This is a genomic window from Marinobacterium rhizophilum DSM 18822 (assembly GCF_000378045.1).
Classification (GTDB): Bacteria; Pseudomonadota; Gammaproteobacteria; order Pseudomonadales; family Balneatricaceae; genus Marinobacterium_A; species Marinobacterium_A rhizophilum.
In genome coordinates this window covers 73,433-95,157 of record NZ_KB899091.1, presented here as the reverse complement: position 1 = coordinate 95,157, position 21,725 = coordinate 73,433, and the positions used below count along the sequence as shown (strand labels likewise).

Genomic DNA, 21,725 nt, shown 5'->3' with positions numbered 1-21,725 from the left:
TGCATGTCCTTTCTTATTATTCACGTTTTTCCATGGATGCCAGCGCCGATCAGTCCGCCTTGTTGACTGCCTCGCGCCGCAGGGCGGCCTGCAGTGCATCCTGTTCAAAGGGCTTGGGCAGCATGGTGAAAAAATGATCGCTGCTATCGCCCGGATCCTGCTCATAGCTGTAGCCGCTCATCAGCACGATACGGCTTGAAGGCTTGCTCTCGTGCAGCTGACGCGCCAGTTCAAAGCCGTTCAGTGACCCCGGCATGATAATGTCGCATACCATGCCGTAGAGGCCATCGAGCGACTGAATGAGCTGGCAGGCTTCGTCCGCATCCCCGGCTTCGATAACGTTAAAACCCAAGCTGATCAGCTGCTCGCGCACCACCTGGCGCACGTCGGGGTTATCTTCAACCAGCAGGATCAGTTTGCCCTGGCGATTACCCGGGGCGTCATCGGTGTTGCTGTTGTCCAGCGGCGGGTTTGAGAGTGGTGCCGGCAGCGGCGGTGCAACGGGGGAGGCGGGCAACAGCAGCGAGATGACCGACCCCTGATCGAGCGCGCTCTGGATCTGTATATACCCCCTGGATTGCTTGACGAAGCCATACACCATGCTGAGCCCGAGGCCGGATCCTGCACCGCTGGATTTGGTGGTGAAGAAGGGCTCGAAGGCGAGACTGGCGGCCTGGGGCGAGAAGCCGTGGCCAGTGTCGCGCACGCGAATCTCGACATATTCACCTGGCACGACGGGTTCGTCGCAGGTCAGGGGCTCGCAGACCTGGCGCCGGGCAATTTCAAAGCTGAGCGTGCCGCCATCGGGCATGGCGTCGCGAGCATTGAGGGCCAGGTTGACCAGGGCATCTTCCAGCTGGCCGGCGTCGACAAAGGGCTGCGGCGCGTCCGGCGCGCACTGATAAACGATGTGGATGCTGTTGGGCAAAGGCCCTGCGAGCAGTTCTGCGACTTCACTGATCAGGCCGGGCAGGTGGACAGGGGAGGGCTTGAGCGGCTGGCGGCGCGAAAACGCCAGCAGCCGACGGGTAATGTCTGCGCCTCGCCGGGTGGCGCGAATAGCGGGATTAAGGTAGCGCAGCAGTGCATCGTTGAGCACGGGGTTATCGCGCATGGCGACCAGGTTGCCGAGCAGGATAGACAGCAGGTTGTTGAAATCGTGTGCCAGACCGCCTGCCAGCTGCCCCACCGCACTCATGCGCTGGGCCTCGTTGATGCGCCGCTCCGCTTCCTTTTCCGCCGTGATATCCAGTGACAGATTGAGCAGGCCGTTGACCTCGTCGTCGGCGGAATGAAACGGTATCAGTGTCCGCTTGGTGATCATTTCCCGGTCTTCGCGCTGAATCTTGTACTCATAAACCGACTCTTCGCCGGCCAGGGTGCGTTCTATCTGCTGGTGAATGTCGGCGAACATCCGCTCGCCCAGAATTTCAGACGGGTGACGACCCACGATTTCGTCCTTGTCCCGATCAAACGCATCGGCGTAGCCCTGGTTGACGAAGACGTAGTGCATGCTGGCATCGATATAGGCGATCTGGGCCGGCAGGGCATCCAGGATCAGGCGCTGGCGGGCTTCGTGCACCCGCAGTTCCTGCTGTGCCTGTTGCATCGAGGCGACGGCGCCGAGCAGCTGGGCGTTGGTTTCCTCCAGGTCCTGCGTGCGGGCTTTGACCTTGGCATCGAGGGTGTGAATGTTGCCGCGCAGCTGATCCACCATGCGATCAAAGGAGCGGGCCAGCAGGCCAAGCTCGTCGTCGCGGTGAATGCCGCTTTTGGCACTCAGTTCACCGTCGCTGACGCGCTCAGCAGTTTCAGACAGGCGACGTATGGGCCTTGTCACCCAGTGGACGAAAATCAGTGCCAGCAGTATTGCCGCCAGCATGGCTATGAGCGCCATGGTTAGGATACGGTCGGTGAGGACCTCGGAGCTGCTGCGCAGTTCGTCCACATAAACGGAGGAACCGATGTACCAGTCGAATCCCGCCAGGTAACGCACCAGGGCGACCTTGTCGTAGATGTAGTGGCCGGGGTCCGAGGGCTTGTCCCATTTGTAGTACAGTTCGTCGCCAGTGTCGGCGACCTCCATCAACTCGGCGGCAATTGAGCGTCGCGTCACCGGATCCTGCAGGTCGAGGAAGTTGGTACCGTCCAGGTTCGCATTGGGGTGGACCAGCATGTTTCCGTCGCCGTCAAAAATGTACATGTAGCCGGTCTGGGCGATGCGCAGCTCAAGCAGGCCCGAGCGCAGTTTTTGCAGTGCCTGGGCCGTCTGTTGCTGCACCTCTGCGTCTATGTCGTCCAGGTAGACACCGGCGCCAATCACGAAGCCCCACTGGGGAAAGTCCTGCACGTAGGAATATTTGTCCAGGCTGCGGGTTTCGCCCAGGCGATGCCATTTGTAGCGGTAGAAGCCTTCACCCTCCTGCATGGCCAGGGCAACAATTTCGGGAATGATGCTGTTGCCCTCACTGTCGCGCACATTCAGCGCGCTTTTGTTGTGCAGCGCAGCTTCCGGGTGCGACAGCAGCGTGGAATCATAATCGGCGATCCAGATGTAGTCGCCGCGGCCATAGCTAAAGCTGCGCAGCCGCTCGAACAGGCGATCCCGGGCTTCCTTGGGCGGAATCTGCATCTGGCGGGCCTGTGCGAGGCTTTCGTCGATGTGCATGGCGGTAAGCGCCACGACGGCCTTGAGGCGTTGCTGATGGGAGTCCAGGGTACGGTTGCGGTAGTCCTCCACGCTGACGTGCATCTGGCTGGCCAGCTCAAAGATGTTATTCAGGGTGTTGCGGCTGTTGTTGCGTTCGATCTCGAACACTTTTTTCTGAATCAGCGGCACCGAGTAGGCATAAAAGGCCAGAAAGATCGCCGCAATGATCAGGGCAATCACGGTGAAGAAGCGTCTTGTGAGCTTGGAGCCTGGCAGCATGGTGTATCCCGCTCTGAAGGAGCCCCATCTTAACCAACTTTACTAGGGAAATCCCTTACACCGATACGAAAGAGTAAGGCGCTGTTTTTAAGCTTGTTACATTTCGTTAGATTTGCGACAAACTCCGGCAATGGTCCTGACCTAGATTGAGTGCAACCGGGGGCTTTGGCCCCGATCCCGAATACAACAATAAAGCTGTTCAGGCACAGGCCGTGGCAGCGGGGACGTGTTGCATGACTCAGGATCTTATTCTTGAAACGAAGAATCTCATCAAGGCATTCAAGGGCTTTACGGCCGTGGATGATGTCAATCTGCAGATTGAGCGCGGTAGCATCCATGCGCTGATCGGTCCCAATGGCGCGGGCAAGACCACAGTTTTCAATCTGCTGACCAAGTACCTGGCACCCACCAGCGGATGCCTGCTGTTTAACGGCAAGGATATTACGGCGCTGCCATCGGCATCGATTGCCCGTCTTGGCATTGTGCGTTCATTCCAGATATCGGCGGTGTTTCCCAATCTTAGCGTGCTGGAAAATGTGCGGGTGGCGCTGCAGCGCAAGGAAGGCAACAGCTTTCATTTCTGGAAGCACGAGCGGGTGCTGAACCGTCTCAACGACAAGGCCATGCAGCTGCTGGACGACGTGGGCCTGACCGGCTTTGCCCACAGCAAAACGCTGGACCTGCCGTATGGGCGCAAGCGTGCGCTGGAAATTGCCACCACCCTGGCGCTGGATCCGGAGCTGATGCTGCTGGATGAACCGACCCAGGGCATGGGCCACGAAGATGTCGATGTCGTGGCCAATCTGATCAAGCGGGTGTCGGCGGGGCGCACCATCCTGATGGTGGAGCACAACCTGCATGTGGTCTCCAAGCTGGCCGATCGCATCACGGTGCTGCAGCGCGGCGCCATTCTCACCGAAGGCGACTATGCCAGCGTGTCGGCGGACCCACGGGTGCGCGAGGCCTACCTCGGTGTCTCCGATGATGAGCCTGTGGCGCCAGTGGTACAGCCGGCCGGACCGCATTCCATCGATGTTGCTGCAGGAGCGGGCGCATGAGCAGGTCTTCGCGTGAAAAAATTCGTATCAGTGATCTGCATGCCTTTTACGGCGAGTCCCATATTCTGCATGGCATCGATCTGAACATTCGCCAGGGTGAACTAGTGACACTGCTGGGCCGCAATGGCTCGGGTCGCAGCACCACCTTGCGCGCGGTGATGGGCATGGTGGGGCGGCGCAGCGGCAGCATCATGGTCAATGGCAACGAAACCCTGAATCTGGCGCCCCATCGCATTGCCCATCTGGGGCTGGGGTACTGCCCGGAAGAGCGCGGCATTTTCTCGAGCCTGAATGTCGAGGAAAACCTCATGCTGCCGCCGGCCGTGCGTTCCGACGGCGTGAGCCTGGATGAGCTGTACGAGATGTTTCCCAACCTTTACGAGCGTCGCTTTAGCCAGGGCACGCGCCTGTCCGGCGGCGAGCAGCAGATGCTGGCGCTGGCCCGCATTCTGCGCACCGGGGCCAATATCCTGCTGCTGGATGAAATCACCGAGGGGCTGGCGCCGGTCATCGTGCAGAAGCTGGCCCAGGTGCTGCTGAAGCTCAAGGAGCGTGGCCTGACCATTCTGCTGGTGGAGCAGAATTTCCGCTTCGCCGCCCCCATTGCCGACCGGCATTACGTGATGGAACACGGCCATATCGTCGAGGAAGTGCATGCGCATGAACTCGAAGCCAAAACCGAGCTGCTGAATACCTACCTGGGCGTCTAGGCCAGGTCCCGATCACTGCGTCACAACAATAACAATCTGGAGTGCACAACATGAAAGCAATGAACAAGACTCTGCTCGCGGTCGCCGTGGCCGCAACCACGGCCCTGGGCGGCCTGGCCCAGGCCGGGGCCGTGAGTGATGACAAGGTCAAGATCGGCGTGCTGGCGGATATGGGCGGTGTTTATGCAGATATCTGCGGCTCTGGCTGTGTAACGGCCATTGAGATGGCCGTGGAGGATTTCGGTGGCACTGTGCTGGGTATGCCCATCGAGGTGATCAGCGCGGATGATCAGCTCAAGCCCGATGTGGGATCGGCCAAGGTGCGCCAGTGGGTCGAAAATGAACAGGTGGATGCCGTGGGGGGGCTGGTGTCCTCCGCGGTGGTGGGGGCCGCCACCAAGGTACTAACCGACAACAAGAAGATCGCACTGATTTCCACCGCGGCATCCAACGCTTTCACCACCAGTGCCTGCTCGCCGTACAACGTGCACTGGACCTACAACGTGGCGGCGATGGCAAATGGCACGGTGAAACCGATCGTGCAGTCCGGCAAGAAAAAGTGGTTCTTCATTACGGCCGACTATGCCTTTGGTCATGCGCTTGAAGGTGTGGCCACGCAGGTGGTGGAAGAGAATGGCGGAGAGGTGGTCGGTGGCGTGCGGGCGCCTCTGGGTACCACGGACTTCTCGTCCTATGTACTGCAGGCGCAATCCTCGGGCGCCGATGTGGTGGCGCTGGCCAATGCCGGTGGCGATACCGTGAACGCCCTGAAAACCGCGGCTGAATTCGGCCTGACCCAGACCGCCGATGTGGCCGGTCTGCTGGTGTTCACGCCGAACGCTCAGGCAATGGACCCCGCCACCGCAGGCGGCATGACACTGACCACCGGCTTCTACTGGGACTACGATGATGCCACCCGCGCCTGGAGCAAGCGCTTCAAGGAACGTCACGGCGCCATTCCCGCCATGGGCCATGCCGGTGCCTACTCAATGACCATGCATTATCTGAAGGCCATCGAAGCGGCTGGTACCGATGAGTCCGATGCCGTGATGTCGAAAATGAAGGAAATGAAGCCCGATGACTTCTTTGCCCGCAATGCGACCTTGCGCGCCGATGGACGCCTGGTGCATGACATGTACTACGTGCAGATCAAGAAGCCGGATGAGCGCCGCGATGCCGACGATATCTTCAAGGTGGTCGACGTGATTCCAGGCGACAAGGCCTATGCGCCGATGCTGCCGGAATGCAATTTCGTTAAATCTTGATAACAGACCCCGCGCCGGAGTCGTCCGGCGCGGGGCTCGCGTCAGTCGGGGTACCTTATGGCCACATTTCTTGGCATTAATCTGTTCGGGCTCTTTGGCCAGCTGCTGGTAGGGCTGATCAACGGCTCTTTCTACGCATTGCTGAGCCTGGGGCTGGCGATTATTTTCGGACTGCTGAAAATCATCAATTTTGCCCAGGGCGCAATGTACATGCTGGGCGCTTTTGCCGCCTGGATGGCGCTCAACTATTTCGGCATCGATTACTGGCTGGCGCTGGTACTGGTGCCGCTGGCCGTCGGTGCAATGGGCATCCTGATGGAGCGGGTTCTGATTCGCCCCATTGCAAAGGAAGACCATCTCTACAGTCTGCTGCTGACCTTTGGTGTCGCGCTGATGCTGCAGGGGGTGTTTACCCACGTGTTTGGATCCTCAGGTATGGCCTATGCCATTCCCGAAGCGCTCCAGGGCGGCATCAAGCTGCCTTTCATGTATCTGCCGGCCTACCGGGCCTGGATCGTCGTGGCTTCCATCGTGGTGTGTGGTGCGACCTGGTGGATGATCGAAAAAACCCGCCTGGGGGCGTATCTGCGCGCCGGCACCGAGAATGCCCAGTTGATGCAGGCCTTTGGCATTAACGTGCCGCTCATGGTCACCCTGACCTTTGGTTTTGGTGTGGCGCTGGCGGGCTTCGCCGGTGTCATGGCCGCGCCGGTGTATTCGGTGTCACCCGACATGGGTTCCAATCTGCTGATTATCGTCTTCGCCATCGTGGTGATCGGTGGCATGGGCTCGATCGGCGGTGCCATTCTCACGGGCCTGGGCATGGGCATTGTGGAAGGTCTGACCAAATACTTTTACCCGGAGGCCTCCAGCACGGTGATCTTCCTGGTGATGGTGATTGTCCTGTTGCTCAAGCCTGCGGGTCTGTTTGGCAAGGAAGCCTGAATGGGCATCGCGGAGGAATCGTCTATGAAAACTACACGTTTTACCCCTTCAAAATTAAACCTGGTGTTACTGCTGCTGGCACTGGTCGCACCCTTTGTGCTCTATCCGGTGTTCCTGATGAAGGTGCTGTGCTTCGCGCTTTTTGCCTGCGCCTTTAACCTGCTGCTGGGCTTTGCCGGGCTCTTGTCCTTCGGGCATGCGGTTTTCCTGGGCACAGGCGGCTATGTGACCGGCTACCTGATGATCAATACCGGCATTACACCGGAGCTGGGCATTCTGGCCGGCACCCTGGCTGCCGGCCTGGTGGGCGCCCTGTATGGCAAGCTCGCCGTGCGCCGCGAAGGCATTTATTTTGCCATGGTGACCCTGGCGCTGGCCCAGCTGGCATTCTTCTTTTACCTGCAGGCGCCCTTTACCGGCGGGGAGGACGGGCTGCAGGGTGTTCCGCGCGGGCATCTGTTCGGCTTTATCGACCTGGCGAATAACCTGCAGATGTACTTCTTTGTGCTGGCCATCTTCCTGTTCGGCTTCTGGCTCATTCAGCGCACGGTGCACTCGCCCTTTGGCCAGGTGCTCAAGGCTATTCGGGAAAATGAACCGCGTGCGATTTCGCTTGGCTACAATGTCAACGACTACAAATGGGTGGCCTTTATCATTTCCGCAGGGCTGGCAGGGCTGGCGGGCTCGACCAAGACACTGGTGTTTCAGCTGGCATCCCTGACCGACGTGCACTGGCACATGTCCGGTGAGGTGGTTCTGATGACGCTGGTGGGGGGCATGGGTACATTGTTCGGACCCCTGGTGGGCGCGGCCGCTATCGTCACGATACAGAACTACCTGTCCGGCGGAGAGTTGGGAAATTATATCCATATCATCATGGGGGCGATTTTCGTTGTTTGCGTACTGGCGTTTCGCAACGGCATCGTCGGCCAGTTTCGCAAGGTGCTCAAGCAGAATTTCTGAGCGGGCGATTCCGGTCGCTGTCCTTTTTTGAGCCGAGGTGTTCGTATGTCGGAACAAGACCAACAACTGTATGAACGGGGGCTGGAGCAGACGCCGGCCAACTACAGCCCGCTTACGCCGCTGAGCTTTCTGGAGCGAACGGCCTTTGTGTATCCCGATCGCACGGCGGTGGTGCACGGTGCGCTACGGCGCAGCTGGAGAGAGACCTACGAGCGCTGCCTGAAGCTGGCCAGTGCGCTGCGACGCCGTGGCGTTGAGCCGGGCGATACGGTGTCGATCATTGCGCCGAACCTGCCGGAGCACTTTGAGGCGCACTTCGGTGTGCCGATGAGCGGAGCCGTGCTGAACTCGATCAATACCCGGCTCGACAGCGAAGCCATCGCTTTCATCCTGCAGCATGCCGAAGCCAAGGTGCTGATTACCGAGCGGGAGTTCTCCGCTGTGGTGGCGCAGGCACTGCAAGGCCTGACCCATCCGCCGCTGGTGATCGACATTGATGATCCGGGCTGGCAGGAGGGTGAGCTGGTGGGCGCGTTGACGTATGAGCAGTTGCTTGACGAGGGTGATGTGAACGATGCCTGGCACGTGCCGCAAAATGAGTGGCAGGCCATTTCGCTGAACTATACCTCCGGCACCACCGGTGACCCCAAGGGCGTGGTTTACCACCACCGCGGTGCCTACCTGAATGCCACCAGTAACCTGGTGTCCTGGAACATGGGGGACAATCCCGTGTATCTGTGGACGCTGCCCATGTTCCACTGCAATGGCTGGTGTTTCCCCTGGACCCTGGCGCTGGCAGCCGGTACCGCCGTGTGTCTGCGCCATGTGCGGGCAGAGCCCATCTTTGATGCCATTCGCGACGAAAAGGTCGATCACTTCTGTGGCGCGCCCATCGTGCTGAACATGCTGAATGGAGCCCCAGCCAGTATCAAGCAGGGTATCGAACATGAGGTCAAGGTCATGACCGCCGGCGCCGCGCCACCGGCGGCGGTGATTCAGGCCATGGAGGAACTGGGTTTCAAGGTGACCCATGTCTATGGCTTGACCGAGACCTACGGCCCGTCGGTCATTTGTGCCTGGCATAAGGGCTGGAACACACGCCCGGCGGCGGAGCAGGCCAGGCTCAAGTCCCGCCAGGGCGTACGCGCGCCCATGCTGGATGGGCTGATGGTGGCGGATCCGCAATCGCTGCAGCCGGTGCCACAGGATGGTCAAACCATCGGCGAGATCATGATGCGCGGCAACCTGGTGATGAAGGGTTACCTGAAAAACCCGGCAACGACCGCGGCGAGCCTGGCGGGGGGCTGGTTTCATTCCGGCGACCTCGCGGTCTGGCATCCCGACGGCTATGTCGAGATCAAGGACCGCTCCAAGGATGTGATCATTTCCGGCGGCGAGAATATCTCCAGTATCGAAGTGGAGGATGTGCTGTATCGGCATCCGGCCGTGGCGGAAGCCGCGGTGGTGGCACGCCCCGATGAAAAATGGGGTGAAACACCCTGTGCCTTCATCTGCCTCAAGGCCGGTGCAACGGCCTCGCAGGAAGAGATTGTCGCGTTTTGCCGCGAGCATATGGCGCGCTTCAAGGCGCCCAAAAGCGTTGTCTTCGGTGAGCTGCCCAAAACCTCCACTGGCAAGATTCAGAAGTTTGTACTGCGCGCTCAGGCCAAGGCGCTTTAGCTGCGTTGATCCAGCTACCGGCATTCCAAATGCCGTTCAGGCTTCCTTCGGGAAGCCTTTTTTGTGTCTGGCGTGTCTAACGTTCTATCCGCGTCAGTGGGGATCGGCCATGAAATCAACGATAAAACGGTCAGGATTTGTTTATCATTAACAATGATGGTTTTTCGTGGGGTCATTCGATAAAGTTCAATTGTGATATGGGCGAAAGCTTCGGCACCTGGGTCAAGGGTGCGGATGAGTTGGTGATGCCTTTTGTGGACATGGCCAATATCGCCTGCGGCATGCATGCATCCGACCCGTCCACGATGGCCCGCACGGTGATGCTGGCCAGTCGTTACGGTGTCAGCATCGGGGCGCATCCGAGCTATCCCGACCTGCTGGGCTTTGGTCGGCGGGAGCTTGCGCTCGAAGGCGAGGAACTGGAGGCCTGTGTGCTTTACCAGATTGGGGCACTGGACGGGATCTGTCGTGCCCAGGGCCGTCGTGTCGAGTATGTAAAGCCCCACGGTGCGCTTTACAACAAGATGATGCGCGATGAGGCGACGCTGGACAGCATGATTTCGGCGGTCAGGCGCTATGATGCGGGCCTGCCGCTGGTGGTGTTGGGCGCAGGCGAAAGTGCCAATAGCGCGCTGCGTGAACGGGCCGCGCGCCAGGGCGTTGATCTTTTGTTCGAGGCCTTTGCAGATCGAGCCTATGACGAAAGCGGGCGGCTGGTACCCCGCAGCGAGCCCGGCGCCGTGCATACCGATCCTGACAGGGTTATTCGTCAGATCAGCGAGATTGTCGAGCAGGGCCATGTCAGCACGCTGACCGGCACCAAGATCCCGCTTAAGGCCGATACCTTGTGCCTGCACGGCGATAACGAAGAGCTGCTGGCTGCGGTGGGGCGCATTCGCGAGGCCTTGTCGTGATTCGGATTGAGCCTGTCGGCGAGTCCGGTTGCATGTTGTATCTGGGGGAGCAGATAGATCCCCGGGTATGCGCCAGGGTGTGCCGTGCCGCCGAACTGATTCGCCAGCGGCTGATGCCGTACATCATCGACATGGTGCCGTCTTACGCCAGTATTTATCTGTCGGTTGACCTGTCCCGTAGCGGTGTCGAAGCGTTTTGTCGCCTGTTGCGCGAGGCGCTGCATGATCTGGACCGCGCAGCGCTGGATCAAGAGGTATCGGGCGAGGTGATTCGTGTCGGCGTTTATTACGGCCCAGAGGTGGCACCTGACCTGGATGAGGTGGCGGGCCACACCGGACTGTCCCGCGATGAGATCATCGCCTTGCACTCGAGCGAGGACTATCTGGTGTATGCCATTGGTTTCAGTCCCGGCTTCTGCTTTATGGGCAATACCGATGCGCGCTTGAGGGTGCCGCGCAAGGCTTCTCCCCGCACCCGCGTGCCGGCGGGCAGCGTGGCACTGGCCGATCAGCAGACGGCCGTCTATCCCACCGTCTCACCGGGTGGCTGGCAGATTATCGGACGCACGACGGTCGATATGCTGGCGCTGTGTCAGCGCGCTGACAGCCCACTGCAGGTGGGGGCCAGAGTACGCTTTGAGCCGATAAGTCTTGAGGATTTTCGGCAGGCGGAGGGGGACTCTGATGGGATTTGAGGTGATCAGGCCCGGCTTTCTGACGCTGTTGCAGGACTTTGGCCGCTATGGCCAGCAGCATCTTGGCATGGCGAGCGGTGGACCCCTGGATGAACATGCCTTTCTCTGGGCCAACCGGCTTTTGGATAACCACTACAATAGCGCGACGCTGGAAATCACCCTGGGGCAGGTACAGCTGCGCGCAGTGCAGGCCACCCTGATCGCCATTGCCGGTGCTGATCTCGATGCCCGCATCAACAATCATCCCATCGAGCCCTGGCGCAGTTACTGGATCGAGGCCGGTGATATCCTGCGCTTTACCGGGGCACGGCAAGGGGTGCGTGCCTATCTTGCGGTGAGCGGCGGCTTTGATGCACCGCTGCAGCACGGCAGCTGTGCGACGGTGGTGCGCGAGGGCTGCGGTGGCCTGTACGGTGACGGACGCCGTCTGGAAGCTGGAGACCTGCTGCCCTCTCGACGGCAGGCCCCTCTGGCGCGCGGGCCCTTGCGCCAGGTACCGCCACGCTATGTGCCTGATTACCGTGCGCCACTGTGTCTGCGGTTGATGCCGGCCTATCAGTACGATCAATTCGATGCGGCACAGCTGGAGCGGTTTTTCAGCCAGGAATACCAGGTGTCGCCGCTGAGTGATCGAATGGGCTATCGTCTGGCGGGTCCCGCCATCAAGTCGTGCCTGGACGGCATTATCTCCGAGGGTATTGCCTATGGGGCGGTACAGGTACCGGGGGACGGGCAACCCATTGTGCTGCTCAAGGATCGGCAGACGATTGGCGGTTACCCGAAGATCGGCTGTGTGGCGTCCCTTGATGCCGCCAAGCTTGCCCAGCGCGCGCCGGGCGCGGTGATCCGTTTCAGTCTTGCTGATTCCGGCGCGGTTGAAGCTGAGCGTCGGGTCTTTAATCGCTTCTTTGGCATCGGCACACAGGATTGCTGATGCACCGTCCCTTGTCGTCGCTGCAGTGTGATGAATCTTGCGAACAACCGGCTCGAGCCGCTGTTTTTGCTACAGGTTGAGCGGCGTCCAGCCGCCTGTCGGGGTTGGCCGATCAATGCCAGGGAAGCACCATTTGTTCAACCCATTCCTGTGCCTCCTTCTCGGGAGGCACGTTTAATCTGTGAACGTCGGATTTTGCACGGCAGGTTAGTCTTAAGTCTGACGGGCTGCTAGGAGGCTATCCGAGAATGCTGGCCGTAGCGAGAGCCGGCTGATTTGAGTTGGTTTTTGCGGTGTTTTAAGGCGAATAGTGGTTCTATTTAACGAAAAGCAGCACAAAAAACAGCCAAACTCAGATGGTTCGCAGTAGGTTACGTGTTCCCAGACAGCCTCCTAGTGCTATGTTAGGCTTCTCGGGTTGTATACCCGCAGAGATTGTCGAGGCCGGCGAGCCTCACGCATTTATTTCAGTGTCAGTAAGGACTCGGCAGATGTCAGAAAACGAATTCAGAACGGTCAAGGCATCCCAGCAGGTGCTCAAAGAGTTGATGGTGCCGTCCTATGCAAACTTCGGTGGCAAGGTACACGGCGGTATCATTCTGTCGCTGATGGACAAGATTGCGTATACCTGTGCCGCAACCCATGCGCGCAGTTACTGTGTCACGGCATCAATTGATTCGGTGGATTTTCTTAATCCGGTGGAAGTTGGAGAGTTGCTTACGCTGTATGCGTCGGTCAACTACGTTGGCAAGTCGTCGATGGAAATCGGTATCAAGGTGGTATCAGAGGATTTCCACAAGGGCATTGTCAAACCCACGAATACATCCTACTTCACCATGGTGGCCGTGGATGAGGAAACGCGTCAGCCGGTGGCCGTGCCGGGCCTGGTGCTGGAGGACGATGTGGAGGTCAAGCGCTTCCTCGAGGGCATTACGCGGCGCAAGTTCAAGCGCACCTACCGGGACGAGCTGCGCCAGGCGCGCCGGGCGCTGGACGTGGACATCGATCTGGAACGGCTGGTCGGGGAAAACTGCCGCGTGCAGCGTTGAGCCTCAGTCTTTGCGCGCCTGCGTGGCGTTGAGCTGTTTTTCAAGATTATCGAGATGCAGCTGCAGGTTCTGAATCTGCGCGGTGGTGTTCTGCATTGAGCGGATGGCGCGCAGCTTGCCAAGGCAATTGCGGTATTGATGCACGGCCAGCTGCGCCCGTCCGCGTGCTTCAAGCGCCTGGGCTTCCATAATTGACAGGTCGCAGCTGACGCGGTGGTAGCCACTTTTTATATGGCGCTGGCACCGCTGCGCCAGATCCTCGTGCAACTCGCGGTTATCCTGGTGTTTTTGCAGCAGCTGGGCCAGATCGCGCAGCAGGGCGCGTACACGGCGGGCGCTGGGCTGGTCGGGCAGTTGCGTCAGTGCGGCTGCGGGCAGGGGAGACTCGTCAAGCGATTCAGTCAGGTGCAGTGCTTGCGCCAGGCGTTCCTCTTCGCGACAGGCGCGAGGGGCCAGTTGCTTTAGCTTGTTCAGCTGCAGGGCCAGATTTGTTGTCAGTGCGCTGCGGATTTCTGCACTCTGGAAGGGGGCGGGCAGGTTCTGTGCAAGATAGCTCAGGTGGCGTATCTCATCGCGCAGTTCCTCGATACGCACACGACGTGACCTGTGCCGGCTGACGATTTGCTGGGTGAGGCCCGCGGCAAGGATGCATACGAGTATGGCGGCAAGAATCAGTAGTCCTACTTCAGTTGGGCTCATGGCTTTCCTGGCGAGTGTCTAAAAATGAAACTATTGATTTTATAGGAAAAAAACCTGTAAAAACGCTTGACCTCAATCCGTGTCAGCAATAATATACGCCCCGCATTTGGCGCTAAGCCAAAGCGATGTGTCCCATTCGTCTAGTGGTCCAGGACACCGCCCTTTCACGGCGGTAACAGGGGTTCGAACCCCCTATGGGACGCCATTTTCTGACAGCCGATCGGTTGGCAGAAAATAAGCGGGAATAGCTCAGTTGGTAGAGCACGACCTTGCCAAGGTCGGGGTCGCGAGTTCGAGTCTCGTTTCCCGCTCCAAATTTAGATCTACAGACGTCCACTGAAGTCTGTAGATCGTTGAAACAAGGGGCGAAAGCCTCTTTTTTCGTTCCAGCGAAGTCTGCTGAAAACCACCAGCGGCCAGCCTTTTTGAGGCCATAATTGGGCCAAACTAAACGGGTGGTGTCAGTTCCGGATTGTTGCTGGGGTCGAGCGAGAGTTGTGACGATCATAGAGCTTAAGTCTCAGCTTAGGAGCTATGAGATGGCACTCTCCGATCTGATCATCCGTTAGGCCAGGGCCGGCGGCAAAAGCTACAACCTCCCCGACACGGACGGCCTGGGACTGGTCGTCTCTCCGGCTGGTGGCAAGTCCTGGCACTTCCGTTATTACTGGCTGGGCAAGCAGAAGCGCATGTCGCTCGGCACCTATCCCGAGATCGGCCTGCGCCTGGCGCGTGCTTTGCGCGACGAGGCTCGCGGGCTGCTGGTCAAAGGCATCAATCCTCATACCGACCGCAAGCAGAAACGCCGGGCCGTGCGCTTGGCGGCCGAGCATACGTTCGAGGCAGTCTTTCTGGCGTGGGTCGAGCATCGCCGCAAGGAACTCAAGGAAGGGCGCCAGAGCACCCTCTCGCAAATCCTGCGCATCTTCACCAAGGATGTCCTGCCGAGTTTGGGCAAGACCCCCATTTACGACATCACGCGTCCTCAGTTGCTAGAGTTGTTGTTCCGGATCGAGCAGCGCAAAGCCTTTACGACGGCTTAGAAAGTTCGTGGCTGGTTCCGCCAGTTGTTCCGCTACGCTTTGGTCGTGGTGGAAGAACTCGAGTCCAATCCCGCCTCGGATCTGGATGTCGTTGCGGTGCCCAAGCCTCCGGTCACCCACAACCCCTTTTTGCTCCTGGAAGAGCTTCCTGCGATGCTGCAGAAGCTGCGTGCCTACCGGGGGCGTAGCCCGCAAACCTAGCTCGGTATCCGGTTGCTGCTGCTGACGGGGGTGCGGACCGGCGAGCTGCGCTCGGCCACGCCCGATCTGTTCGACCTTGAATGGGGGCTGTGGCTTATACCGCCGCAGAACGTCAAGCAACTGCAAAACAACATGCGTAAAGCTGGCAAACGGCCGCAGGACGTGCCGTCCTACATCGTGCCGCTGCCCATCCAGGCTATCGAGGTCGTCCGCTACCTGCTGAACGAGGTCAAGCCGGCCCAGCGCTACCTGCTCGCACATCGCAGCGATCCGAAGAAGCCCATCAGCGAAAATACGCTGAACAGTGCCTTGCGCCGGATGGGCTATGAAGATCGTCTCACCGGCCATGGCATCCGCGGTACGATTTCCACGGCGCTGAACGAAATCGCGAAGTCAACTCCGAAGTGCGACACTCGCCTATGCAGCCTGAAGGTATTCTCGAAACACCACCTCAGGCTGCTTGAACCCGAGGCATTTTCGCGGCCTCAGGTTTAACCGTTACTCCGCCTGGCGGACATCCTCGTCAGAGATCGTTCGAAGATCCGTACCCTTCGGGATTGAATAAATGCTAACGGAGTTTGGGTAGATATCCAACCGCAAGACAGTGTCGCTTTAAGCATAAGGCCTGAGCCGGATCTAATTTGACCCGGCCGGGGCAAAAATGCCACAACAAAAATGTACCTTTCGCAAGTAAAGAATCAGAATGATCATCTTTGGATGACACTATCCTGAGGCGCAGGGATAAAAAGAGGAGATTGATCAGTTCGAATCGGCATAATGACACTTGATGTCATATTTTTTCACCAGCTTGCCGAGAGAGCGGCGCTCCTTTCCAGCCATCCTGGCAGCCTCGCTGATATTACCCTTACAATGCCGCATCAGCGCTTCCAGATAATGCCGTTCGAAGCGCGAAATGGCTTCGGCCTTGGCATCCTGAAATCGCATGCTGAAAACCGAGCCATCAGGCGGAGAGATCTCATATTGCTCAAAATCACCGACAATATCTTCGAGCCGTATTGTATCGCCCGGTGCCGTCAGTACTGCTCGGTGAATACTGTTTTCGAGCTCACGAATATTGCCGGGCCAGTCATGCCTGTGCAGCCAGTTGCTCGCTTCAGCATCAAGGGACTTTGGAGAGATCTGATATTCATCGCAAAAGCGCGATATGAAATAGTCCGTCAGCAGATACAAATCCGTTCCCCGCTCGCGTAAGGCGGGCAATACAATCTTAAGGATATTAAGCCTGTACAACAGGTCCTTCCGAAACTCGCCGTTGGACACCATAGTGGTTAGGTCGGCATTGGTAGCCGAGATCACCCGTACGTCTGAACATCGCAACCGATCTGAGCCCAGCCGTCTGAATTCTTTGCTTTGCAGAAACCGAAGTAACGCGCACTGGCCTTTAAGGCTCAGACTACCGATTTCGTCGAGGAAGAGGGTGCCGCTATCAGCCTGTTCGACCAGGCCCCGCGTGCGGTCCCTGGCCCCTGTAAAGGCCCCCTGTTCATGACCGAACAGCTCATTTTCCAGCAGGTCGTCCGGTAGTGCACCGCAATTAACAGGCACAAAGGGACCGATTGCACGCGAGCTAATGGTGTGAATCGCGCGGGCTACCAGCTCCTTACCAGTACCATTTTCGCCCAATATCAAGACTGAAGCTTCACACCGCCGAAAGCGGCCTAGAATGGATTTGGTTTTGCGCAGGCTAGGACAGTCACCCACTAATCCATGAAAACTGTCGTCCTTGCCTCCTGACATCATATCCCCTTTTTATTCCTTAGGGTGGGAAGTCCATCGATAGACCGCTTAGGTACTACTAGAAGCGTTATGAATTTATAGTTCTCCAATCTGAGTAATTCAAATATACGTTTAGATCGAATGGTTATTTCAAGATTACTTACGTGTCAGAGCATGGTGAGCTTATTTGGACTACTGCAGCCATTCGTTAGAAGAGTTGTTTGATCTTGTCCTGCAGCAGTGGACACACCGTTAAGGCAGTAAACTAACCGAAGTGTCCCATGGCAAGACGAGCTGTTCCGATGAAGAAAACACCCACCCGTTACTCCCAGGCATACAAAAACGATTCGCTTGCATTGGCCGATTGCATCAGTGTAAATGCGGCGGCGCAAAAGCTGGACCTGCATTCCAGCTAGCTCTATCAGTGGCGAACCAAAGCTCAACAGCAGCAAGGCCTCTCCGAGCGGGAACAGGCATTGGCGGAAGAAAATGCCCGTCTCAAACGACAGCTCTCGGAAAAGTCAGAAGATCCGGAAATCGCAAAAAAAGCCGCGGTGTACTTCGCGAAGAGATTGAAATTGTCGTACGTGCTACCCGTCAACGCCAGGGGCGGTTTGGCTCACCACGATTGGTGTTGGCTTTGCACGATGCCGGCACCTGTGAGCCGCAAGACGGTCGCTGCCAGTTTGCAACGCCAAGGGTTACGAGCCAAGGCGGCTTGAAGTTCGAGGCGACAACGAACTCGCGTCAAATACTGTCGGTAGCGCCAAACTTGTTGTCGCAGGACCTTACCGCCATGGCCCCGAACCAAGAGTGGATTGGTGACATCAACCTATCTGGCGACGGGTAAAGGCGGGCTCTACCTGGCGGTACTGATCTTCATATCCTGGAAGCTTGATCTGGTCGAAGATCTGGCGCGAGAGGCCGTGTCGCTCCAGCTGGTGATGTAACTTCAGAAGAGTGGAGTGATTGGGGATCGCACCTTCCCGAGCTGAAGCGTCACTGTCAGCAGTTGGCTACCTCCCGCCATTGAACCATGAGTGTCGCACCATTTATCTAAATCGCCGAATCAATAGAAACTGGGTCGAATTTAACCCGGCTGGGTATATAGGCTGTGTGAAGTTAACCGCTTGATTTAAAATTGGTTCGCGAATCTTCTGGTTTTTATGGTGGGTTTGTTTAGACCCGTGCGAACTCGAATATAATAATAAATATTCTTTAAATTCAATATTTTATCATCAGCTTTCCGTTTGGTATGGAATATGCTGTATTTATTACGTAAATAGAAGATATGTTCATGTTGGATGTTTCTTGGAGTCAGGGGTTTTGTAAAAAAGGCAGCCTGCGTATACCTAACATATGCGCCTATGATTATTGGTGATCTTCTTCCAAGTTTTGGCGAACGTAATGTATTGGCGGGATGTCGTGATCGTTATTGGTCTAACTCTTGGCTTTTATTCGAAATCAGCTTTCCGTATGTCTGGAGGGGCGGTAGCGTAGTTGCTCGGAGCCATTCGCCACCCCGCGGTTGCGTGAATGAGCAAACATTTCCCTAGATCTTATTATGTTTTTATGGATATGGGTTGTTTTGGACCCATTGTTGGGTCATCTTCCTCTTTGTATAAACTTATTTTATATCAAAGTCTTGGTTAAATGTACGTTGCTTTTATAATTCCGTCACTGGGTTTACTGATAGCCATCAGTTTTGTTTGAAGTTTAATAAATACAACTATTTTAAATAGTTGTTTTAGGATTCCTTACTGGAACAGAATTTGCCTATGCTAGGCTAAAGCATAGGCTTAATTGGTTATAAAATTGTCATGATTGTGGAATGTCACGTTGAGTGGATCAGTAGAAAGAAAAACACGTAAAATCAGACGTTAGTAGTGTCTTTATTTAACAGCTTACTGTTTTTTAATGAATTGTTATATATATGGAAAACGCAGTATTGTAACTGGCGATACGATGGCTTGGTTATTGATACGGGGTCATCGTTAAGAAGTAGGAGACAAGATTATGTCAGAGATAAACAAACAAGAAGACCTAGGCCTATATCTTTGGCGCGCAGGCGAAAGAGTTTCGCTGGTCAAGGATCCGGATCGTTTCACCGTGCGCTTGAAGCGCGGAATTACCAGAGAGAAGGTCGGGACAAACTACAACGCCGCCTACTGCCGTCGACTTCGCCGGCAGAATCTCGATGAGTACTCTGTCCAGGCAGAAGAGCGGGACGCCATCATGGAGCGCGTGCGTCGCGGCAGCGAAGTGGAGTTCGCCTCTCATGTTTATGCGCCGGTGGACGAACCCCAGGCAAAGGTTTATCCAATGGATGAGATCACGGTGCAGTTCCGGCTAGATGCTTCGGATAGTGACATCGAGGCGATCATGGCCGAATTTGGCTTGACGTTGGAAAGGGAAATTCGCGATGCTCCCCGTGTATACGTATTCAGAGTTGGCCCCCAGGCGACCGAAAACCCGATCAAGATTGCCAACCGGCTCGCGCAGAACGACAAGGTGATCATCAGCGAACCCAATGTGGCGATTGCTTCGCAAAGTTGCTACACACCCTCCGACACCCTGTTCCCCAATCAATGGCATTTATTCAATAGCGGAGGCCCGTTGCTCTCAACTGCCGGGCACATCGACACGGTACATGCCTGGGACCTGAGCCGCGGCGAGCGCTCGGTTGTCGTGGCCGTGGCCGACGACTCCTGCGATCTCCATCATTCCGATTTTCAAGCTGCCGATAAGGTCGTGTCTCCGCGGGATTTCGCTGGCCATGACTTCGAACCTTTGCCGGAGCTGGAGGATGACAACCACGGTACGGCTTGCTGCGGTGTGGCGGTGGCAGAGGAAAATGGTATCGGTGTGGTAGGGGTTGCACCGGGCTGCGCCCTTATGCCGATTCGCACCAGTGGAATGATTGACGACAGTTCCATTGAAGACCTGTGTGACTGGGTCATAGATCACGGCGCCAGTGTGATGTCCTGCAGCTGGGGAGTAGCGGCCCGCTCCTTCAGCCTGAGTTTGCGTATGAACACAGCGCTGCACCGCGCGGCAACCGTTGGGCGTGGTGGTAGGGGCTGTGTGCTGGTATTTGCATCCGGCAACGATAACCGTCCGGTCAATGGCATTGTCGACGAATCCGGTTGGCCGAATAACCAGCCAAACGGCCCAACCCGTTGGCTGGCCGGTTTTGCCGCTCACGAGGACGTCATCGCCGTGGCTGCATCGAGCAGCCTGGCAACTAAATCCGCTTACAGCAACTGGGGCAGGGAAATCACTGTGTGTGCGCCTAGCAATAACGTGCCCCCGCGTACCTATCCCCGGGTAACAGTCCCCGTCAGTGGTCGAGGAATCGTCACCACCGACCGGGTCGGGCCGAGTGGCTATTCGAGCACGGATTACACCGCTGGTTTTGGTGGCACCTCAAGCGCTTGTCCGACCGTGGCTGGTGCCGCGGCCCTTATCCTCTCCGCTAATCCCAACCTGACGGCAGGGGAGGTGCGGGAAATTATGCAATCCACGGCGGATAAAATCATCGACAACAATCCCGATCCGCAACTGGGCAACCTTTTCGGCACCTATGACGGCAATGGTCATTCCCAATGGTTTGGATATGGCCGGGTAAATGCGTTCCAGGCGGTTACCGAGGCGCGGCGCCGATTGCAAGGTGCTACGGGGCAAATCGTAAGCGAAGCCTCCTCCCCTGAGCTCGCGATTCCCGACCACAGCGCTGTCGGTGCACGGGACACCATCCATATTGACGCCAGCGGTAGCCTTGCGTCGATCAAGGTCAGCTTGGACCTAACCCACACTTACATCGGCGACCTGCGTCTCACCTTGATAGCCCCCTCGGGCCGCGAGGTCGTGTTGCATGACCGCAATGGTGGTTCGTCGGACAACATCCAGCGAAGCTATGACGTCACGACAACGCCTGGCTTATCGGTCCTCGCCGGAGAACCCATCGAGGGTGACTGGGTATTGTGGGTACAGGATCTGGCCGCAGTCGATCTCGGCACGCTGAACCAATGGGAGCTGGAAATCACCACGCAGGCCTCTACAGTGGTCGAAGTTGAGGAGTTTCCGGGCGTGTCAATTCCCGATAACGATCCGGCCGGTATCGAACGCTCCCTGAATGTGGCGGAAGACGGACAGGTCCAGGATGTGGAGGTATCGGTCGATATTACCCACACCTATATCGGTGACCTGGTGATATCGCTGGTCTCGCCGGCCGGCACCACCGTACCGCTCCACGTACGTACCGGTCGCTGGACCGACAACATCATCACCACTTACACAACGGCAAACCTGCCGGCCCTGCAAGTCCTGCACGGGGAGACCGTCCAGGGCGAATGGCGGCTGAAGGTGGCCGATATGGCCGGGGCGGATAAAGGAAAGCTCAATCGCTGGGGTTTGCGTTTGACCCGGAAGCCCTAGGGAAGCTCAGCATGAGTGTCGTACTTATTAGCTGAACCCCCGAGTCAATAGAAACTGGGTCGATTGTGACCCAGTCGGGTATATGGTCTGTGTGAAGTTAATCAATTGATTTAAAAATGTTTCGATCTTTTTTTGATTTTTTAATGGGTTTTTTTCGACCCGCACGAACTCCAGCATAATGGTTGATATTCTTTAGATTCAGTCTGTTGTAATCGGTTTTCCATTTGGTATGGAATATGCTATGTCGTTCAAGTAGAAAGAATATTTTTTCACGTTGAATGTCTATTGAGGCAAGTTGGTTAAAGCAAAGCTGCCTTCGTGTGCATAACGAATGCGCCTTTGATTCTTGGTGAATGTCTTACAAGTCTCGGCGAACGTAATATATCGGTAGCATGTCTTTGTTGTTATTGCTCTAATCCTTGGCTTCGATTCGATTTTTGTTTTCCATATACCCGGAAGGGCAGTA

General features: G+C 57.1%; 16 protein-coding genes, 2 tRNA genes and 4 pseudogenes. 18 read left to right on the top strand and 4 right to left on the bottom strand.

What is annotated here, in order from left to right; translation table 11 throughout:
* Window positions 1-49: 49 nt before the first annotated feature.
* Complete coding sequence (locus F451_RS0103995) at window positions 50-2,929, bottom strand: cache domain-containing protein (RefSeq protein ID WP_020680057.1); 2,880 nt, start codon at window positions 2,927-2,929, stop codon at window positions 50-52.
* A 233-nt stretch (window positions 2,930-3,162) separates the two neighbouring features.
* Here F451_RS0103995 and F451_RS0103990 point away from each other — a divergent pair, with 233 nt between their 5' ends.
* From F451_RS0103990 to F451_RS0103945, 10 genes are all read left to right on the top strand, one after another.
* Complete coding sequence (locus F451_RS0103990; RefSeq protein ID WP_020680056.1) at window positions 3,163-3,987, top strand: ABC transporter ATP-binding protein; 825 nt, start codon at window positions 3,163-3,165, stop codon at window positions 3,985-3,987.
* Window positions 3,984-4,697, top strand: a complete 714-nt coding sequence (locus F451_RS0103985) for an ABC transporter ATP-binding protein (protein ID WP_020680055.1) — start codon at window positions 3,984-3,986, stop codon at window positions 4,695-4,697. The genes F451_RS0103990 and F451_RS0103985 overlap by 4 nt, the downstream gene beginning before the upstream one ends.
* A gap of 50 nt (window positions 4,698-4,747) precedes the next feature.
* A complete protein-coding gene (locus F451_RS0103980; RefSeq protein ID WP_020680054.1) occupies window positions 4,748-5,962 on the top strand; it encodes an ABC transporter substrate-binding protein in 1,215 nt (404 codons plus the stop codon).
* Window positions 5,963-6,019: 57 nt separating this feature from the next.
* On the top strand, window positions 6,020-6,907 hold the full coding sequence (locus F451_RS0103975) for a branched-chain amino acid ABC transporter permease (protein ID WP_020680053.1): 888 nt from the start codon (window positions 6,020-6,022) through the stop codon (window positions 6,905-6,907).
* A gap of 24 nt (window positions 6,908-6,931) precedes the next feature.
* A complete protein-coding gene (locus F451_RS0103970) occupies window positions 6,932-7,870 on the top strand; it encodes a branched-chain amino acid ABC transporter permease (RefSeq protein ID WP_026291491.1) in 939 nt (312 codons plus the stop codon).
* A gap of 45 nt (window positions 7,871-7,915) precedes the next feature.
* Window positions 7,916-9,550, top strand: coding sequence for an acyl-CoA synthetase (locus F451_RS0103965; protein WP_020680051.1), 1,635 nt, complete (start codon window positions 7,916-7,918; stop codon window positions 9,548-9,550).
* Window positions 9,551-9,687: 137 nt separating this feature from the next.
* Window positions 9,688-10,464, top strand: coding sequence for a 5-oxoprolinase subunit PxpA (locus F451_RS0103960; protein WP_020680050.1), 777 nt, complete (start codon window positions 9,688-9,690; stop codon window positions 10,462-10,464).
* Complete coding sequence (gene pxpB, locus F451_RS0103955; protein ID WP_156826367.1) at window positions 10,461-11,159, top strand: 5-oxoprolinase subunit PxpB; 699 nt, start codon at window positions 10,461-10,463, stop codon at window positions 11,157-11,159. Before F451_RS0103960 ends, pxpB begins: the two co-directional genes overlap by 4 nt.
* On the top strand, window positions 11,149-12,093 hold the full coding sequence (locus F451_RS0103950) for a 5-oxoprolinase subunit C family protein (protein WP_020680048.1): 945 nt from the start codon (window positions 11,149-11,151) through the stop codon (window positions 12,091-12,093). Before pxpB ends, F451_RS0103950 begins: the two co-directional genes overlap by 11 nt.
* A gap of 491 nt (window positions 12,094-12,584) precedes the next feature.
* Window positions 12,585-13,142 carry an acyl-CoA thioesterase gene (locus F451_RS0103945; RefSeq protein ID WP_020680047.1) on the top strand — a complete coding sequence of 186 codons (558 nt, stop codon included), beginning with the start codon at window positions 12,585-12,587 and terminating at the stop codon, window positions 13,140-13,142.
* A gap of 3 nt (window positions 13,143-13,145) precedes the next feature.
* On the opposite strand, the gene F451_RS0103940 is transcribed toward F451_RS0103945, so the two are convergent.
* Window positions 13,146-13,841 carry a hypothetical protein gene (locus tag F451_RS0103940; RefSeq protein WP_020680046.1) on the bottom strand — a complete coding sequence of 232 codons (696 nt, stop codon included), beginning with the start codon at window positions 13,839-13,841 and terminating at the stop codon, window positions 13,146-13,148.
* A 129-nt stretch (window positions 13,842-13,970) separates the two neighbouring features.
* Between F451_RS0103940 and F451_RS0103935 the strand changes: the two genes are divergently transcribed.
* The 6 genes and pseudogenes from F451_RS0103935 to F451_RS28915 all read left to right on the top strand — a co-directional run.
* Window positions 13,971-14,046: transfer RNA gene (locus tag F451_RS0103935), tRNA-Glu, on the top strand.
* A 33-nt stretch (window positions 14,047-14,079) separates the two neighbouring features.
* A tRNA-Gly gene (locus F451_RS0103930) sits at window positions 14,080-14,155 on the top strand.
* Window positions 14,156-14,437: 282 nt separating this feature from the next.
* Window positions 14,438-14,632 (top strand): annotated as a pseudogene (locus F451_RS28930) (Arm DNA-binding domain-containing protein); the annotation flags it as partial.
* Between the two features lie 21 nt (window positions 14,633-14,653).
* Window positions 14,654-14,884 (top strand): phage integrase central domain-containing protein, encoded by a 231-nt coding sequence (locus tag F451_RS28925; protein ID WP_476738556.1) that lies wholly within the window; start codon window positions 14,654-14,656, stop codon window positions 14,882-14,884.
* Between the two features lie 24 nt (window positions 14,885-14,908).
* Window positions 14,909-15,085, top strand: coding sequence for a hypothetical protein (locus tag F451_RS28920; protein ID WP_169434433.1), 177 nt, complete (start codon window positions 14,909-14,911; stop codon window positions 15,083-15,085).
* Between the two features lie 12 nt (window positions 15,086-15,097).
* Window positions 15,098-15,457 (top strand): annotated as a pseudogene (locus F451_RS28915) (tyrosine-type recombinase/integrase); the annotation flags it as partial.
* 45 nt (window positions 15,458-15,502) lie between these two features.
* Here F451_RS28915 and F451_RS28040 read toward each other — a convergent pair.
* Together F451_RS28040 and F451_RS0103910 are read right to left on the bottom strand one after the other, a co-directional pair.
* Window positions 15,503-15,643 (bottom strand): annotated as a pseudogene (locus F451_RS28040) (IS30 family transposase); the annotation flags it as partial.
* A gap of 201 nt (window positions 15,644-15,844) precedes the next feature.
* Window positions 15,845-16,846 carry a sigma-54 interaction domain-containing protein gene (locus F451_RS0103910; protein WP_020680045.1) on the bottom strand — a complete coding sequence of 334 codons (1,002 nt, stop codon included), beginning with the start codon at window positions 16,844-16,846 and terminating at the stop codon, window positions 15,845-15,847.
* Window positions 16,847-17,420: 574 nt separating this feature from the next.
* Between F451_RS0103910 and F451_RS28750 the strand changes: the two are divergent.
* Window positions 17,421-17,700 (top strand): annotated as a pseudogene (locus tag F451_RS28750) (IS3 family transposase); the annotation flags it as partial.
* 1,138 nt (window positions 17,701-18,838) lie between these two features.
* The gene (locus tag F451_RS24730) at window positions 18,839-21,259 is read left to right on the top strand and encodes a proprotein convertase P-domain-containing protein (protein WP_020680042.1); all 2,421 of its coding nucleotides are present in this window, start codon (window positions 18,839-18,841) and stop codon (window positions 21,257-21,259) included.
* Window positions 21,260-21,725 lie beyond the last annotated feature (466 nt).

What these genes read in the sequence shown, in the direction of transcription:
- F451_RS0103995 (WP_020680057.1), bottom strand. Translation starts at nt 2,929, where the DNA reads ATGCTGCCAGGCTCCAAGCTCACAAGACGCTTCTTCACCGTGATTGCC.
- F451_RS0103990 (WP_020680056.1), top strand. Translation starts at nt 3,163, where the DNA reads ATGACTCAGGATCTTATTCTTGAAACGAAGAATCTCATCAAGGCATTC.
- F451_RS0103985 (WP_020680055.1), top strand. Translation starts at nt 3,984, where the DNA reads ATGAGCAGGTCTTCGCGTGAAAAAATTCGTATCAGTGATCTGCATGCC.
- F451_RS0103980 (WP_020680054.1), top strand. Translation starts at nt 4,748, where the DNA reads ATGAAAGCAATGAACAAGACTCTGCTCGCGGTCGCCGTGGCCGCAACC.
- F451_RS0103975 (WP_020680053.1), top strand. Translation starts at nt 6,020, where the DNA reads ATGGCCACATTTCTTGGCATTAATCTGTTCGGGCTCTTTGGCCAGCTG.
- F451_RS0103970 (WP_026291491.1), top strand. Translation starts at nt 6,932, where the DNA reads ATGAAAACTACACGTTTTACCCCTTCAAAATTAAACCTGGTGTTACTG.
- F451_RS0103965 (WP_020680051.1), top strand. Translation starts at nt 7,916, where the DNA reads ATGTCGGAACAAGACCAACAACTGTATGAACGGGGGCTGGAGCAGACG.
- F451_RS0103950 (WP_020680048.1), top strand. Translation starts at nt 11,149, where the DNA reads ATGGGATTTGAGGTGATCAGGCCCGGCTTTCTGACGCTGTTGCAGGAC.
- F451_RS0103945 (WP_020680047.1), top strand. Translation starts at nt 12,585, where the DNA reads ATGTCAGAAAACGAATTCAGAACGGTCAAGGCATCCCAGCAGGTGCTC.
- F451_RS0103940 (WP_020680046.1), bottom strand. Translation starts at nt 13,841, where the DNA reads ATGAGCCCAACTGAAGTAGGACTACTGATTCTTGCCGCCATACTCGTA.
- F451_RS0103910 (WP_020680045.1), bottom strand. Translation starts at nt 16,846, where the DNA reads ATGATGTCAGGAGGCAAGGACGACAGTTTTCATGGATTAGTGGGTGAC.
- F451_RS24730 (WP_020680042.1), top strand. Translation starts at nt 18,839, where the DNA reads ATGTCAGAGATAAACAAACAAGAAGACCTAGGCCTATATCTTTGGCGC.